The following is a 14,237-nucleotide window of genomic DNA, read 5'->3' as shown; positions in this document are numbered from 1 at the left end:
CGCGAAACCGGCCGGCGGGTTTATCCCCAGCAGGTGGCCACGAGGGTCTCAAGCGCATCGCTGAACCCGGCGGCCGGAAACTGCGCCTCGATGTCGAGCAGGCCGACGTCGAGCGTATCGTTTGCCGTCTGCAGCATCACGAGCACGGACTGCAGCGCTTGGGGATCGTCCCAATCCCCGAGGCTGAGCGCGACCATGCCGCCATCGTCGACAAGGCTGAACGCCTCGGTGGTAAAACTCTCGCCCGAGGCCGCAAAGCTGATCGCGACCTTCTCCTCGGGATCGAGCGTCGTTTCCGCCCAGCTCTCGTCGAGCGTCAGCTGCGCCCAGAACTCGCCGGTCGACTGGTCGCAGGCGACATCGAACCGCAGCCGGTCATCGCGATCGCGCTGGGTGGCGATCTCGACCAGGACATTGTTCTCGAGCGTCCACGCCAGAGCCGGGCTTGCCGAGGCGGCGAGCAGCAGCCCGACGACACTCATTGCTGAATGAAACCGCATCATTTACCCCCAGCAGAGCGTATCGATGGCAGCGAAGGCATCCGCGATGCCGGTGACATCGAAGCGCATCGCCTTGTCGAAATAGCTCACGTCAACCGTCGCGGTGGCAGCGGCAAGCGCCTCGTGCAGCTCCGAAAACCCATCCTGTGCCTCGGAGATCATCACGGCGACGGTGTTCTCGACGTTGGTAAATTGCAGCACAGTCTCAGGAAGTGGGGTGCCATCGACGATGAAGCGCGTCGGCACCTGCGGGGCGTAGCTGGTGGTCGGCTCCCAGGGCTCGCTGCCCTCGATCGAGATCGAATAGAAGCCGAAGTCGATATCGCAATCGAGCGTGAGATAATACTCGCCCGTTTCATCGGGCTGGTAGGTGTAAAAGAACCCCTCGCTCTCCTCGACCGTCCAGGCGGCGGCGGGCATGCAGCCCGCAAGCAGGGCGATGAGGGCAAGGCAGGTCCGCTGGCGGGTGCGCATCATTCGTCCCAGCAGATCAGATCGACATCGTCGAAGGCAGGGGCCGTTTCCGAACCGTCGAAGGTCAGCGTCGTGTCGAGAAGGCTGGCATCGATGCGGGCGGTGGCTGCGAGGAGCCCGTCATAGACGATGTCGAAGCCGTCATCGATCTCGGTCAGCATCAGGCCGATATTGCCGCCGAGTTCGGTAACCGGGATGGCGACCGGTTCGAGCGCGGTGCCATCGACGGTGAACACCACCTCCACCGTCTCCTGGTATTCGGCCTCGGCATCCCACGGCTCGCCCGTCTCTATCGCGAGAACGTAAAGGCCGAACGCCATGTCGCAGGAATAGGACAGGATGTAGGTTTCGTCGGCATCGAGCTGCGTGGCGGCGACGAATTCGTCCGTCTTTATCTGCGTCCAGGCCAGGGCCGGACTGGCCGAGAGCAGGAGAGCCAGAACCGGCGCAAGATGTCGCTTGGATGGAAGGCGCATGGAGTTCCCCGATCGAGCCCTGTCTTCGGGCTTGCCTGCGGTTCGACGCCCAGGGTGGCAAATACCTTGGGGCGAGACAACGCCATGCGAGGATAATCCGCCGTCTTGCCTCCGTCACGCCCCGACGATACAAGGCGCCACCCTTCAACCCAAAGCATCATCGCTCGAAAAGGACGCACGGCATGGCCATCGAACGCACCTTCTCCATCATCAAGCCGGACGCGGTTCGCCGCAACCTCGTGGGCCAGATCATCGCCAAGTTCGAAGAGAACGGCCTTCGCCCGATCGCGCTCAAGAAGATCCACATGACCCGCGCCCAGGCCGAGGGCTTTTATGCCGTCCACAAGGAACGCCCGTTCTTTGGCGAGCTGGTCGAGCAGATGATCGCCTCCCCGGTGATCGTGCAGGTTCTGGAAGGCGAAAACGCCATCCTCAAGAACCGCGAGATCATGGGCGCCACCAACCCGGCCAACGCCGCCGAAGGCACCATCCGCAAGCTCTTCGCCCTCTCGGTCGGCGAGAACTCGGTGCACGGCTCGGATGCCCCCGAGACCGCTGCCCAGGAAATCAAGTATTTCTTCAAGGACGAAGAACTGGTCGGCTAAGCCACGGCCCCACCCTCGTCCGCTAGGCTTTGCCGAGGATGAGGGTGGATTTGCCTCGGGAGGCGACGCGCGCTCGGCGTCATTCCTGCGCAAAGCAGGAATCTCCGTTTACCGGGCGCGCATTCGCAAACAGAGGTCACTGCTTTTGCAGGGACGACATGATAGACTGGCGTATTGCCGCGCGCGCACGAGCCTCCCCCTCAGGCCTTCTTGACCCAGCGTCCCTCGGCGTCCTGCTGCCAATAGGTGAGGTCGTGGCCATCGCGCAGTGCCTTCCAGGCGGCGCGGGCTTCGGCGAGGGCGTCGGGATCGTGGCCCGAGAACATGAAGACGATGCGCTGGTAGGCCCCGCCCTCGCGCGGCACGGCGCGGTCGACATAAAACCTGACATTGGCGCCATTGGCATTGTCCGGCCCGGTGGCGATCAGCACCGGTTGATGGGCTTCATTGGGCTCACCCGCCAGCCCGTGAGGCAGAAAACTCTCGTCGCGCCAGGTCCACAGCAGGTCGTCGAGCAGCCGCGCCCGGTCCGGGCTGCCGGTTTCGACGACCGCGCGCCAGCCGCGCTCGAGCGTCTTTTCGAGCAGCACGGGCAGCACCTTTTCGAGCGGGCGCGTCTCGAGATGGTAAAACAGGATTTCGGTCAATAGTCCGGCTCCCGCTCGGGGAAGCCGGGATCGTCATCAAGCGTCCGAACAGCGGTGTTGAGGGCGATCTCGTCGAGCCGTGCGAGGATGCGGCCGATGGCGAGCACAAAGAGGCCGCCCAGGATCAGCCAGAGCGCGGGAGCGGCGCGAATGAGCAGCTCCGCGAACCCGTAGCCCAGATTGCTCTCGCTCCAGCGGATGGCCATGATGGTCGAGACCATCGAGATGCCGGTCATCAGCACGCCGAGGCCGGTGCCGATCCAGCCCAGAACGTAGAACAGCATCGCCATCCGGCCTCACCCCCTGTGGTTGCGGCAGCCAAGCAGGCTGCCCCGGTCAGCCTTCATAATTGTCGCGGATGAAACGGTCCAGCAACGCGACGCCGAAACCGGGACCCCAGCTGGTATTGGTCTCGCTGTTGCTGCCGGCAAAGGCCATGCCGGCAATATCGAGATGGGCCCAGGGCACATCCTTGACGAAACGGGCAAGGAATTGTGCCGCCGTGATCGAGGCGGCATTGCGGCCGCCGGTGTTCTTGATATCGGCGAAGCGGCTTTCGATCATCTTGTCGTAGCTTGCACCCATCGGCAGGCGCCAGACCTTCTCGCCCGACGCAAGACCGGCAGCCGCCAATTGGGCCGACAACGTGTTGTCGTTGGAAAAGAGCCCGGCATATTCCTGCCCTAGCGCAACGAGGACCGCGCCGGTGAGCGTCGCCAGATCGATGACGAGGCGCGGCCTGAACGCCTGCTGCGTGTGCCAGAGCGCGTCGGCCAGCACCATGCGGCCTTCGGCATCGGTGGAAATCACCTCGATGGTGGTGCCCGACATGGCGCGGATGATGTCGCCGGGGCGGAAGGCATTGCCGTCGGCCATGTTCTCGACGAGCCCGATGACGCCAACGGCATTGACCCTCGCCTTGCGCGTCGCGAGCGCCTGCATGAGCCCGGTGACGGCGGCGGCCCCGCCCATGTCGCCCTTCATGTTCTCCATGTTGGCGGCCGGCTTGATCGAGAGCCCGCCACTGTCGAAGGTTACGCCCTTGCCCACAAAGGCCAGCGGCGCATCGCCGGGGTCGCCACCCTTCCACTGCATGATCACCATGCGGGCCGGCCGGCGCGAGCCCTGAGCCACCGCGAGCAGCGCGTTCATGCCCAGCGCCTGCATTCTGGCATCGTCGAGCACTTCGATCTGAAGACCGAGGTCGCCGAGCGCGGCGGCCTTTTCGGCAAATTCCACCGGGCCCAGCACATTGGCCGGCTCGTTGACGAGATCGCGCGCGAGGATCGTGCCCTCGGCCACCGCCATGCGATCATCGATCGCGGCCTGAAGCGCGGCAAGATCGGCGCCCTCGGGCACCATCAGGGTCACCGTCATGGCGTCGGGGCCGGCATCGGGCTTGGCGGCGCGGTAGCGGTCGAAGCGATAATGCCGCAGCCTGAGGCCGGCGGCGATCTCGCCGATGGCCGGGGCGCCGGCTTCCGGCCCCTCGAGCAGCACGGCGGCTCGGGCGATGCGCGCCGCCATCAGCTTGCCCATCAGCGAGCCACCGCGATCGCTCCACGCGGTCGGGTCGGGCTGGCCCTGAACCGGCTTGCCGCTGCCCAGGATCAGGAGCCGGTCCGCCGCAAGGCCATGCGGGGCGACGATGTCGATCACCTGGCCCTGGCGGCCCTTGAAGCCTGAGGCGGCGACGACCTTCGCCCAGTCGAGCCCGGTCTCGGCCCAGATCGCTGCGGCCCGGCCCTCGGGCGCGCGCTCCTCGCCGACGTAAAGCACCAGCGCGCCCTCGGCCGGAATTGCGACAGGAGCGAGGGCGAGTGAAAGTGTCTGGGCCATCTTCGGATTTTGCCTTGCTGGGGATGCCGCGGAGGGAGACGGGCGGCGCCCTGCAACACTTGGTGCAAATATTGGCCGCGTCAATCCCGCAACAGTTTCAAGCGATGCGTGGACGGGGCGTCGGCATGGGTTGAATTCCCATCCGCAGATGCCGATGCTGCCGCTCCAACGGGCAGCAGGCGGGCGATGGCGGGGTTCAGTCAGAGGGCAATTCGGCGCGGCGCGCCCGGAGCCGGTGCGTGAAGCGCCTGCCGCTCTATCTCGCCCGGCTCTTTGCCAGCGACACGGCGCAGCTTTTCGCCGTGGCGATCTTCCTTTTGTACCTCATCCAGTGCCTGCGCATCTTCGATCTCGTGGCGGTGCGCGGACAGAACATCCTGACGCTCCTGGGACAGGCGACGCTGGCCCTGCCGCCGTTGATGATCGTCTTCTTCTATGTCTGTCTCGGCATCGGCATCGGGCGGGCGCTGCGCGGCCTCCAGGCGAGCCACGAGCTGCACATCATCCACGCCAGCGCCCGGGTGCCGGCGCTGCTCCAGGCGCTGCTGATGACCATAGGCGGCGGGGCGCTGGGGGTCCTCGTGCTCACCCACATCTTCGAGCCCGTCGCCAATCGCAACATCAACGAATGGTCGGCGGCCATCGCGGCCGATCTCGTGGGGCGGACCTTGCTGCCCAACCGATTCGTCGAAGTGGCGCCGGGGGTCACCGTCGTGATCGGCGGGCGGGCCGGAAATGGCGAGATCACCGATTTCTTTGCCGACGATGCGCGCTCGCCCGAGCAGCGGCGCACCTATGTGGCCGCGCAGGCGACCGTGGGCATGGACGAGGACGGCTACGTGCTGCAATTGCGCGAGGGCAAGCTGCAATACATGACGGCGACCGGGCAATATTCCGAGGTCGCCTTCGATCGCTACGATATGGCGGTGGACCGGCTGACCGGCGCGGTAGAAGACCGCGACCTTGTGGCCGAAACCGCAACCCCTGCCCTTCTGGCCGCCGCATCCGCCAACGGCGGGCTGAGCCCGGCGGCGGTCGAAGCAATCTTTCGGCGCTCGGCCGAGGCGCTGCGGGTCATCGGGCTCGGGCTACTGGCCGGGGCGATCGCCGCCTTTCCGCATGGACGGCGGACACGGCGACAGCTGCCGCTCGAAATCGGCATCCTGCTGCTCGCCTTTTTCGAGCGCGGGCTCAACATGGTTTTGCCCGTGCCCCGCCCGTGGGATGCGTTTTCGGGCAGCCTCGTGCTGCTGCTCGTCGCCATCTGCATGTGGGTGTGGAAGCTCCAGCTGCTGCGCCCGATGCGCTTGAAGCGGAGCGCCCCATGAGCCGCATCGACTGGCTGGTGCTCAAGCGCCTCGCAAGCCGCATCGGGGTTACCATCGCGGTGATCTACGGGCTCGTGGCGCTCGCCGAATCGCTCGACACTTGGCGCTTCGAGCAGTTGAGCCGCATCGGCGGGGCGCCGATGGCGATTCTTGCCATCGCGACCTCGGCGGCGCGCTGGTCGATCCGCACGCTCTCGGTGACGGTGCTGATCGGGGCGATCATCGGGCTTCTCGACCTGCAGGCGCGGCGCGAGCTGACGGTGATCCGCGCCACCGGCATCTCGATCTGGACGGTGCTGCGCTGGCCGCTTCTGGCCACGGCGATCTTCGGCATCGCCATCGCGGTCTATGTCGATGTCGTGACCGTGCAGGTCAATCGCGCCCTCTCCCTCAGCCTGCCGCAGGATACCGGCGCCATCAGCGCCAATGGCACCTTGTGGCTCGAGCAGCGGGCCGAGGGGCTGAGCTATGTGCTTTCGGCCGCGCGGCCGCATCGTTCGGGGCTCGAGGTCGAAGAGGTGAGCGTCTTTACCCGCTCGGGAAACCTGGCCGATCGCATCACAGCGCCGCATGCGCGGCTCGTCGATGGGGCATGGCTCTTTAAAACAGCCACCCTTCACCGCGCCGGCAGCCAGCCCCAGACCGTCAGCGATCTGGCCGTGCCCACCACGACCACGCCGGCCGACATGCTGGCCAAGTTCGCCTCGACCCAGGATCTGACGATCTTCGAGCTTTCGGGCATGCTCTCGACCCAGATCACCGATCCGCAACTGCGCAGCGCCATGGCCACGCGGCTGATGCGACTTTTATCCTTGCCGGTTCTGCTTGCCGGATCACTGCTCATTGCCTTCGCATTTACCGCCGGTTATCGAAGGACCAATAAATATGGCGCAGCCGTATTGTATGGCGTCGTGCTCGGCTTTGTGGTTTTCGTGATCACCGAGATGGCCGACAGGGCGGGATCGGCAGGTGTGCTCGATCCTCTCCTGGCTGCGGTTGGACCGGCGGGGGTTGCGATCGTCATCGGGTTGACGATCCTGCTTCACAAGGAAGACGGGCGCGCACGATGATCAGGCGGCGTGACAGGAGTTCTGCGTTGTCACAGCGTTCGCTGACGGGCCTCATGGCCCTGATGCTGTCGGTCGCGGCTGCCGCGACGATGACGGCATCCCCCGCCCTGGCGCAATTGCTGCCGCCGGGCTTCTTCGATCGCGTGCCCCCCGCCCCGGGCGGGCAGGCGGCGGTGGAAGCCGACATGCTCTCCTATGACGGGGTGGCCGACATCATCACCGCCTCGGGCAATGTGGCGATGCGCTATTCGGGCTATGACCTGACCGGCGACCGGCTGGTCTACAACCAGCGCACCGGCGAGATGCGGCTCACCGGGCGCGCCGTGGTGCGCGACCCGCAGGGCACCGTCTATATCGGCGACGAGATCGTGGTCGCAGGCGAGATGAAGCGCGCCACCATCAGGGCGATGACGCTGGTCAACGAAGACGGCTCGATCATCACCGCCGACAATGCCGACCACCAGAGCGAGCTCGAGACCATCCTGACCGAGGCGACCTATTCGCCCTGCGGGCTCTGCATCGATACCAAGGGGCGCCGCATCGGCTGGCAGGTCAAGGCCGCCGAGATGACCCGCTTCAAGGAGCGCGGCGTGGTCGAGATGGAGCAGCCTTCGCTCGAACTGCTCGGCATCCCGGTCGCCTGGCTGCCCTGGCTGTCGCTGCCCGATCCCAGCCAGCCACGCCGTACCGGCTTCCGCCTGCCCGGCCTAGACTATTCCGGCACGCGCGGCGTCGAGCTCACCGTGCCCTATTTCCTCGCCATCGATGAAAATGCCGAGGTGCTGCTGCTGCCCACCCTCATGTCGCGGCAGGGCTTCTGGATGGGTGCCGAATGGACCCAGCGGGTGCCCGGCTATGGCGAATTCGAGGTGTCGGGCTCGGGCATCTACCAGCTCGATCCATCGGCCTTCAGCGGGGTGGGCAATACCGACTGGCGCGGGGCGATCCGCAGCACGGGCAAGTTCACGCCGGTCAAGACCTGGACGGCCGGCTGGTCGTACACAGCCTTTACCGACGCTGCCTATCTCGGCGACTACGACATCACCGACGCCTCGAGCATCGTCAACGAGGTCTACGCCACCCATGTGAGCGCCGACCATTTCGCCGATGTGCGGGTGCAGGACTTCCTGCAACTGGGCAATGTCAGCGAATCCGCCCAGAACCAGCAGGCGACCACCCTGCCCAATGCGCGCTACGAGACCATCACCGAGCTCGGCAACGACATGGGCCGGCTCGAAGTGCGCTCGAGCCTCATCAATGTCCGGCGTGAGGCCGACCAGGCCACCAGCCGTGGCGCGGTCGACTACGTCTTCGGGCTCGAGGGCGAAAAGACCCATCTGAGCGTCGAAGCGGCCTGGCAGAAGCAGTTCATCGCGCCCGCCGGCGTTCTGGTCACGCCCTATCTGGGCCTGCGCGCCGATGCCGCGATGTATCAGGGCGACAGCAGCGAAGCCTCCGCACCCGCCGACGGGTCGCTGCTGAGCGCAACCCCGATCGCGGCGATCGATGTGCGCTGGCCGCTGATTGCCCATGCCGGGCTTGATTCGCACCTTCTCGAACCCATCGCGCAGCTGGTCTATCGCGGCAGCGACGAGACGGCGGTGGGCATCACCAATGACAATGCCCAGAGCTTCGTGCTCGATGACACCAACCTCTTCTCCTACAATCGCTTTTCGGGAAGCGACCGGCAGGAGACCGGGCTGCGCGCCAATATCGGCGGCCGCTACCAAGCGAGCTTTGCCAATGGCGGCTGGATCGAGCTCATGGCCGGGCAGAGCTTCCATCTCGCCGGGGTCAACGGGCTCGGCATCGCCGATCATGCCCAGACCGGCGCGGCGACGGGCCTCGGGGACGCGGCCTCCTATGCCGTGCTGGGCGCCAAGGGTGCGCTGGGTCCGATCTCGGGCGGCGCCAAGCTGCAGGTGGATACAAGCGATCTCTCGGTGGCGCGCGCCGCGCTTGCTGTCGCTTTCGCCCAGGATGGCTGGACCCTCGGGGCGGACTATGTCTACCTCCCCGCCGAGGCCGCGCTGGGCGTGCTCACCGACAAGCACGAGGTCATCGGCCGGCTCGGCATTCCGCTCGACGATTACTGGCGCCTCACCGGTTCGGTCGGCTGGGATATCGCCAACAGCACATGGCTCGAAGCCCGCGCCGGGGCGGTCTATGACGATGGCTTCCTCGTCTACGGGCTCAACACCAAGGCCACCCCCACCGCCTTCGAGGCGGGCGTTGTCTTCAAGTTGAAGGGTCCGGCGGGCGAATTCGCCTTCTGAGCCTTGCGGCGCGAGGCCGGGGTGATAAGCACTGTGATCGACCACGAAGGCGGCCTGCGGTGCATCGACACCGAATTTGGCCGCATTTGTTGCCAACATGGCCCCGCATCGGGGCACTAGAAACGGATGACTGACATGAAACGCCTGGCACTGGGACTGTTCATCGCCGTGGCCTTGGCGGCCGCTCCGGTTACGGCCGCCCTTGCCGCAACCGTCAAGGTATCGGTCAATGGCAGCGCCATCACCGATGTGCAGATATCGCAGCGTCTCAAGCTGTTCGAGCTCGAGGGCAAGAGCGGGCAGACCGCGGCGCGCGACGAGCTGGTGAACGAAGCCATCATGCTGCAGGAAGCCAAGCGGCTGGGCATCGAGGTGACCGACAAGCAGGTCAATGACGCCATGGTCAACGTGGCGCGCAACATTCGCCAGAGCTACGACAATCTGCTCAAGATCCTCTCCAGCCGCGGCGTGCCGAAATCGACGCTGGAAGACCGGCTGCGCGCCAATATCGCCTGGGGACAGGTGACGCAGGCCGCCATCATCCCGCGCGTGCAAATCTCCGATCTCGAGCTCGACAAGCGGGCCGAGCAGCGCGTCAACGCCGCCAACAGCTTCGACTATATCCTCAAGGAAGTGATCTTCGTGGGCACGCCGGGCCAGGCCTCGGGCCGCACCTCGGAGGCCAACCGCTATCGCTCGGCCTACAAGGGTTGCGATACGGCGGTGCAGACCTCGCTGAACTTCCGCGATGCCGCCGTGCTCGACATGGGCCGCCGCCACGCCACGCAGCTGCCCGAGGCGCTCGCCAAGGAACTGGCGGGCCTCAATGTCGGCGGCATCACCAAGCCGCGCACCACCGAGAGCGGCGTTTCGATGCTGGCCGTCTGCGCCAAGACGGTCGCCGAGGACACCACCTTCATCAAGAACAATCTGCGCCAGGAAGTGGGCAGCGAGCAGCTCAAGGGCGAGGCCGAAAAATACATGGCCGACCTCAAGAAGCAGGCCCGCATCGTCTACCACTGAGCCGTCGCGCCGACGCTTTTCGATTGCCCCGGACATCGCTTCCGGGGCAATTGCTTTTCGAGCATGAGCAAGGGGACCAAGCGACGATGAACCCAACCGGTGCAAAGCCCCTCGCGGTCAGCATGGGCGAGCCGGCCGGCATCGGGCCGGACCTGATCCTCAGGCTTTACGCCGAGCGCCAGCAACACGGCCTGCCGGCCTTCATCGTTTATGGCCATCTCGATTTTCTGAGGGCAAGGGCGCAGCGACTGGGTCTCGACATCGCGCTCGTCGCCGCCGCGCCGGACGCCGCCGCAGAGACATTTCCGAACGCCCTGCCCGTCGCCGATATCGCAGGGCTTGTGCCCGACAAGCCCGGTGATTCGACCCCGCTCTCGGCCAATGTAGTGGTCGAGGCGATCAGCCAGGCGACCTTCGCGACGCTGCGCGGCACCTGTCGCGGCGTCGTCACCGCGCCGATCCAGAAGTCCGTGCTCTATACCGCCGGGTTCCGCCATCCCGGACACACCGAATTCCTCGCCGCCCTCTGCTGGCCCGACCAGCCGCAGCGCCAGAGCGTGATGATGCTGGCCCATGACGAATTGCGCGTCGTGCCGCTGACCGTGCACGTGCCGCTCTCGAGCGTGCCGGGCCTCGTCACCGCCGAGCTCATCGGGGCCACCTGCCGCACCGTCGCCCATGATCTGCGCACCCGCTTCGGCATCGAGACGCCGCGCCTCGCGCTCAGCGGGCTCAACCCGCATGCCGGGGAGGACGGCTCCATGGGCACCGAGGAGCAGCGCATCATCGGGCCGGCGATCGTCAATCTGCAGCGCGAGGGGCTCGACGTCACCGGCCCCCTGCCCGCCGACACGCTCTTTCACCTGCCGCGCTGGCGGCAGTTCGATGCGGTGATCGCGATGTATCACGATCAGGCGCTGATCCCGATCAAGACCGTCGCCTTCGATGCGGCCGTCAACATCACGCTGGGCCTGCCCATCGTGCGCACCTCGCCCGATCATGGCACGGCCTTCGATCTCGCTGGCACCGGCAAGGCGTCGAGCGCCTCGATGCTGGCCGCCATCCGCATGGCCCACAGGCTGACCGCCTGATGGCCCGGATCGACGACCTGCCGCCCTTGCGCGAAGTGATCGCGGCCCATGGCCTTTCGGCCAAGAAGTCGCTGGGCCAGAATTTCCTCTTCGATCTCAACCTCACCGCCCGCATCGCGCGGGTCGGCGGACCGCTCGATGGCAAGACGGTGATCGAGGTCGGGCCCGGCCCCGGCGGCCTGACCCGCGCACTGCTGGCCGAAGGGGCCCGCAAGGTCATCGCCATCGAGCGCGACGAGCGGGCGCTGCCGGCGCTCGCCGAAATCGCTGCAGCCTATCCCGGCCGGCTCGAGGTGATCTCGGGCGATGCGATGGAAACCGACATGGCCGCGCTTGCCGATGGCCCGACGCGCATCGTCGCCAATCTGCCCTACAATATCGGCACCGAACTCCTCACCGGCTGGCTCGCCACCGAGGCCTGGCCGCCCTTCTGGGAGAGCCTGACGCTCATGTTCCAGCGCGAGGTGGCCGAGCGCATCGTGGCCACCCCCAGCGATGACGCCTATGGCCGGCTGGGCGTGCTTTGCGGCTGGCGTACCGAAGCGCGCATCGCCTTTTCCGTGCCTCCCAGCGCCTTTACGCCAGCGCCCAAGGTGACCTCGGCGGTCGTGCATCTCGTTCCCCGCCCCGAGGCGCGGGACGTGCCGGTCAAGCGGCTCGAGGCGGTCACGCGCGCCGCGTTCGGACAACGCCGCAAGATGGTCCGCCAGAGCCTCAAGAGCACCGGGGCGCCGGTGCCGGCCCTGCTCGATGCGGCGGGGCTCAAGGGCGACGAGCGCCCCGAGGACCTGCCGGTAGCGACCTTCCTTGCCCTTGCCAAGGCGCTCGATGGGCTCGTGGGCTCAGGCCAGAACCAGTAGCCGCTCGATCAGCCCCATCAGGTAGCGGCGCGGCAGGATCAGCAGCCAGGGCGCCGTCTCGTCTTCCTCCGGCACCACAGTGAAGGCGCCCTTGGTGGCGCTGTTGGAGGTGCCGCCGCGACCGACGGGCGCCAGCTGCAGGCCGTTGAGCGCGTATTTGAGGCCCGTCGAGCGGCGAAAGCGGATGGGGCCCAGCGGATGCACCGAGACGCGCTCGCCCGGCGCCACCTCGTGGCCGAAGGGACCGCTCAGCGCCAGCGCCAGATCCTCGGCATCGACGATGATGATGAAGCGCTCGGCGGCATAGCGCCCCGCCACATCGAGCGCGGCGAGCGTATGGTCGAGCCGCCCGCCCGTCATCCCCAGCGCCACCGTAACCGGGGCGCGGGTGGAATAAAGCACCTTCTCGAAATCGGTCGTGTCCTGCTCGGCGATCTTGATCAGCCGCGAGCGCCCGAGCCAGCCGAAGGGATCGGCCACCGAATCGAAATCGCCGATGATGGCTTCGGGCGCGATACCGGCGCCTTCGAGAATATCGGCCCCGCCATCGGCGGCGACGATCTTGCCGCCGGCCGCGCGGAGCTCGTCAAGCAGGGCGAGGTCGACATCGCCGGCCCCCACCACCACGAGCAGTCCGCTGTATTCCAGCTCGATCTGGCGTGCCTCAGTCACGACCCTGCCCGTTGTCCCGATACCCGCCCGCTCAGCCGGACGTCTGCGTGGCTCGACCGATACACCGCCCGCCCACGCCGCGAAACCCGCTTCGCCACCGATGACGGCCTTCTCCCCAGCGCTTGGGGCGCACAAGGCTAATGCGAGGTTGATCGGGCGAGACGGTGACCTCGGCTTGACTTTGCGGCCCATGGGCGCCACTTCTTTTGCGTCTCGCTGGGGTGCGCCGCAGGTTGCGGCGCTGAGAAAAACCCATGGAACCTGAACCAGGTCATGCTGGCGGAGGAAGTTCGAGATGGCGGAGCCCGGCGCGGGCTCCCAACCATTGGCACGCCCTTTCCGTAAGATGACCGCAACGCCGAGGATGACCCCGATGGTCAAGCCGATGCTATTTGCGCTTGCGGTGCTCCCTGCCCTCGCCCTGCCGGGCCTGGCGCAGGAGAAGCCCGAACTCACCGTCTACACCTATGACAGCTTCGCGGCCGAATGGGGCCCCGGCCCCGCGCTCAGGACCGGCTTCGAGGCGCAATGCGGCTGCACGCTCAGCTTCGTTACCGCCGACGACGCCATCTCCACCCTGCGCCGCGTGCAGCTCGAGGGCACAACAACGACAGCCGATGTCATTGTCGGGCTCGATACCGCCGTCGCCCATGAGGCGCGCGAAAGCGGGCTCTTCGTCGACCATGGCGTTCCGGCCGAGGCGCTGGTGCTGCCCGAGCCGTGGACCGACCCGCTGTTCCTGCCGTTCGACTATGGCTATTTCGCCTATGTCTACAATACGACGCGCACGCCCAACCCGCCGAAATCGTTCGAGGAGCTGATCGCGCTGCCGGACGACTTCAAGGTGGTGATCCAGGACCCACGCGCCTCGACGCCCGGGCTTGGCCACGTCATCTGGATCGCAACGGCCTATGGCGAACGCGCCCCCGAGATCTGGGCCGGGCTCGCCCCCCATATCCTCACCATGACGCGTGGCTGGTCCGAGGCCTATGGGCTCTTCCTCGATGGCGAGGCCGACATGGTGCTCTCCTACACCACCTCGCCGGCGTATCACGCCGTCTCCGAGGGCGATGACAGCTATGCCTATGCCGAGTTTGCCGAAGGTCACCTGCCGCAGATCGAACTGGCCGGAACTCTGGCAAGCTCCGACCAGCAGGATCTGGCGCGCCAGTTCCTCGCCTATCTCGTTTCCACCGAAGGGCAGGCGGTGATCCCGGAGACCAACTGGATGTATCCTGTGGTGCCGCTCGCGGCGCTCGACCCCGCCTTCACCGCCCAGCCCCAGCCTGCCAAGGTCTTGTCGGTCGAAGAAGCCGAAATCGCGGCCAACAGCCGCGCCTGGATCGACACCGCGCTCGAGGCCCTGCGCTGAGACG

The 14,237-nt window shown here is 66.4% G+C and carries 15 protein-coding genes and 1 riboswitch; of the genes, 8 read left to right on the top strand and 7 right to left on the bottom strand.

Annotated features, from left to right (window positions below; translation table 11 throughout):
* Positions 1–20 precede the first annotated feature (20 nt).
* The 3 genes from BT183_RS01000 to BT183_RS00990 are packed head-to-tail and all read right to left on the bottom strand — an operon-like array spanning position 21 to position 1,450.
* Complete coding sequence (locus BT183_RS01000; protein WP_143145606.1) at positions 21–500, bottom strand: hypothetical protein; 480 nt, start codon at positions 498–500, stop codon at positions 21–23.
* A 3-nt stretch (positions 501–503) separates the two neighbouring features.
* Positions 504–974, bottom strand: a complete 471-nt coding sequence (locus BT183_RS00995; RefSeq protein WP_143145605.1) for a hypothetical protein — start codon at positions 972–974, stop codon at positions 504–506.
* Complete coding sequence (locus BT183_RS00990; RefSeq protein WP_072338556.1) at positions 974–1,450, bottom strand: hypothetical protein; 477 nt, start codon at positions 1,448–1,450, stop codon at positions 974–976. The genes BT183_RS00995 and BT183_RS00990 overlap by 1 nt, the downstream gene beginning before the upstream one ends.
* Positions 1,451–1,632: 182 nt before the next feature.
* On the opposite strand from BT183_RS00990, the gene ndk reads away from it, so the two are divergent.
* Complete coding sequence (ndk, locus tag BT183_RS00985) at positions 1,633–2,055, top strand: nucleoside-diphosphate kinase (RefSeq protein ID WP_072338555.1); 423 nt, start codon at positions 1,633–1,635, stop codon at positions 2,053–2,055.
* A 200-nt stretch (positions 2,056–2,255) separates the two neighbouring features.
* Here ndk and BT183_RS00980 read toward each other — a convergent pair whose 3' ends face one another.
* From BT183_RS00980 to BT183_RS00970, 3 genes are read right to left on the bottom strand one after another with little or no spacing between them, the layout of a single operon-like run.
* Positions 2,256–2,702, bottom strand: coding sequence for a DNA polymerase III subunit chi (locus BT183_RS00980; protein WP_072338554.1), 447 nt, complete (start codon positions 2,700–2,702; stop codon positions 2,256–2,258).
* Entirely contained in the window at positions 2,699–2,992 is a 294-nt protein-coding gene (locus BT183_RS00975) for a hypothetical protein (RefSeq protein WP_072338553.1), read from the bottom strand. The genes BT183_RS00980 and BT183_RS00975 overlap by 4 nt, the downstream gene beginning before the upstream one ends.
* Before the next feature lie 46 nt (positions 2,993–3,038).
* Positions 3,039–4,541 (bottom strand): leucyl aminopeptidase, encoded by a 1,503-nt coding sequence (locus BT183_RS00970; protein ID WP_072338552.1) that lies wholly within the window; start codon positions 4,539–4,541, stop codon positions 3,039–3,041.
* A 239-nt stretch (positions 4,542–4,780) separates the two neighbouring features.
* Between BT183_RS00970 and BT183_RS00965 the strand changes: the two genes are divergently transcribed.
* From BT183_RS00965 to rsmA, 6 genes are all read left to right on the top strand, one after another.
* Entirely contained in the window at positions 4,781–5,869 is a 1,089-nt protein-coding gene (locus tag BT183_RS00965) for an LptF/LptG family permease (RefSeq protein WP_072338551.1), read from the top strand.
* Complete coding sequence (locus tag BT183_RS00960) at positions 5,866–6,939, top strand: LptF/LptG family permease (protein ID WP_072338550.1); 1,074 nt, start codon at positions 5,866–5,868, stop codon at positions 6,937–6,939. Before BT183_RS00965 ends, BT183_RS00960 begins: the two co-directional genes overlap by 4 nt.
* A gap of 26 nt (positions 6,940–6,965) precedes the next feature.
* On the top strand, positions 6,966–9,215 hold the full coding sequence (locus BT183_RS00955) for an LPS-assembly protein LptD (protein WP_177282340.1): 2,250 nt from the start codon (positions 6,966–6,968) through the stop codon (positions 9,213–9,215).
* Between the two features lie 135 nt (positions 9,216–9,350).
* Complete coding sequence (locus BT183_RS00950; protein ID WP_072338548.1) at positions 9,351–10,238, top strand: peptidylprolyl isomerase; 888 nt, start codon at positions 9,351–9,353, stop codon at positions 10,236–10,238.
* 86 nt (positions 10,239–10,324) lie between these two features.
* The gene (pdxA, locus tag BT183_RS00945; protein WP_072338547.1) at positions 10,325–11,329 is read left to right on the top strand and encodes a 4-hydroxythreonine-4-phosphate dehydrogenase PdxA; all 1,005 of its coding nucleotides are present in this window, start codon (positions 10,325–10,327) and stop codon (positions 11,327–11,329) included.
* Positions 11,329–12,189: a 16S rRNA (adenine(1518)-N(6)/adenine(1519)-N(6))-dimethyltransferase RsmA gene (gene rsmA / locus BT183_RS00940; RefSeq protein ID WP_072338546.1), complete on the top strand. Its 861-nt coding sequence runs from the start codon at positions 11,329–11,331 to the stop codon at positions 12,187–12,189. The genes pdxA and rsmA overlap by 1 nt, the downstream gene beginning before the upstream one ends.
* Here rsmA and BT183_RS00935 read toward each other — a convergent pair.
* Positions 12,172–12,861: a thiamine diphosphokinase gene (locus tag BT183_RS00935; RefSeq protein WP_072338545.1), complete on the bottom strand. Its 690-nt coding sequence runs from the start codon at positions 12,859–12,861 to the stop codon at positions 12,172–12,174. The two genes, rsmA and BT183_RS00935, sit on opposite strands and share 18 nt — an antisense overlap.
* Before the next feature lie 207 nt (positions 12,862–13,068).
* Positions 13,069–13,166: riboswitch (TPP riboswitch) on the top strand.
* 68 nt (positions 13,167–13,234) lie between these two features.
* Here BT183_RS00935 and thiB point away from each other — a divergent pair.
* On the top strand, positions 13,235–14,233 hold the full coding sequence (thiB, locus tag BT183_RS00930; protein ID WP_210185431.1) for a thiamine ABC transporter substrate binding subunit: 999 nt from the start codon (positions 13,235–13,237) through the stop codon (positions 14,231–14,233).
* Positions 14,234–14,237 lie beyond the last annotated feature (4 nt).

Source organism: Devosia enhydra (assembly GCF_900119845.1).
Lineage (GTDB): Bacteria > Pseudomonadota > Alphaproteobacteria > Rhizobiales > Devosiaceae > FPKU01.
The sequence above is the reverse complement of the archived record's forward strand: the minus strand, read 5'-3'. Positions and strand labels throughout refer to the sequence as shown.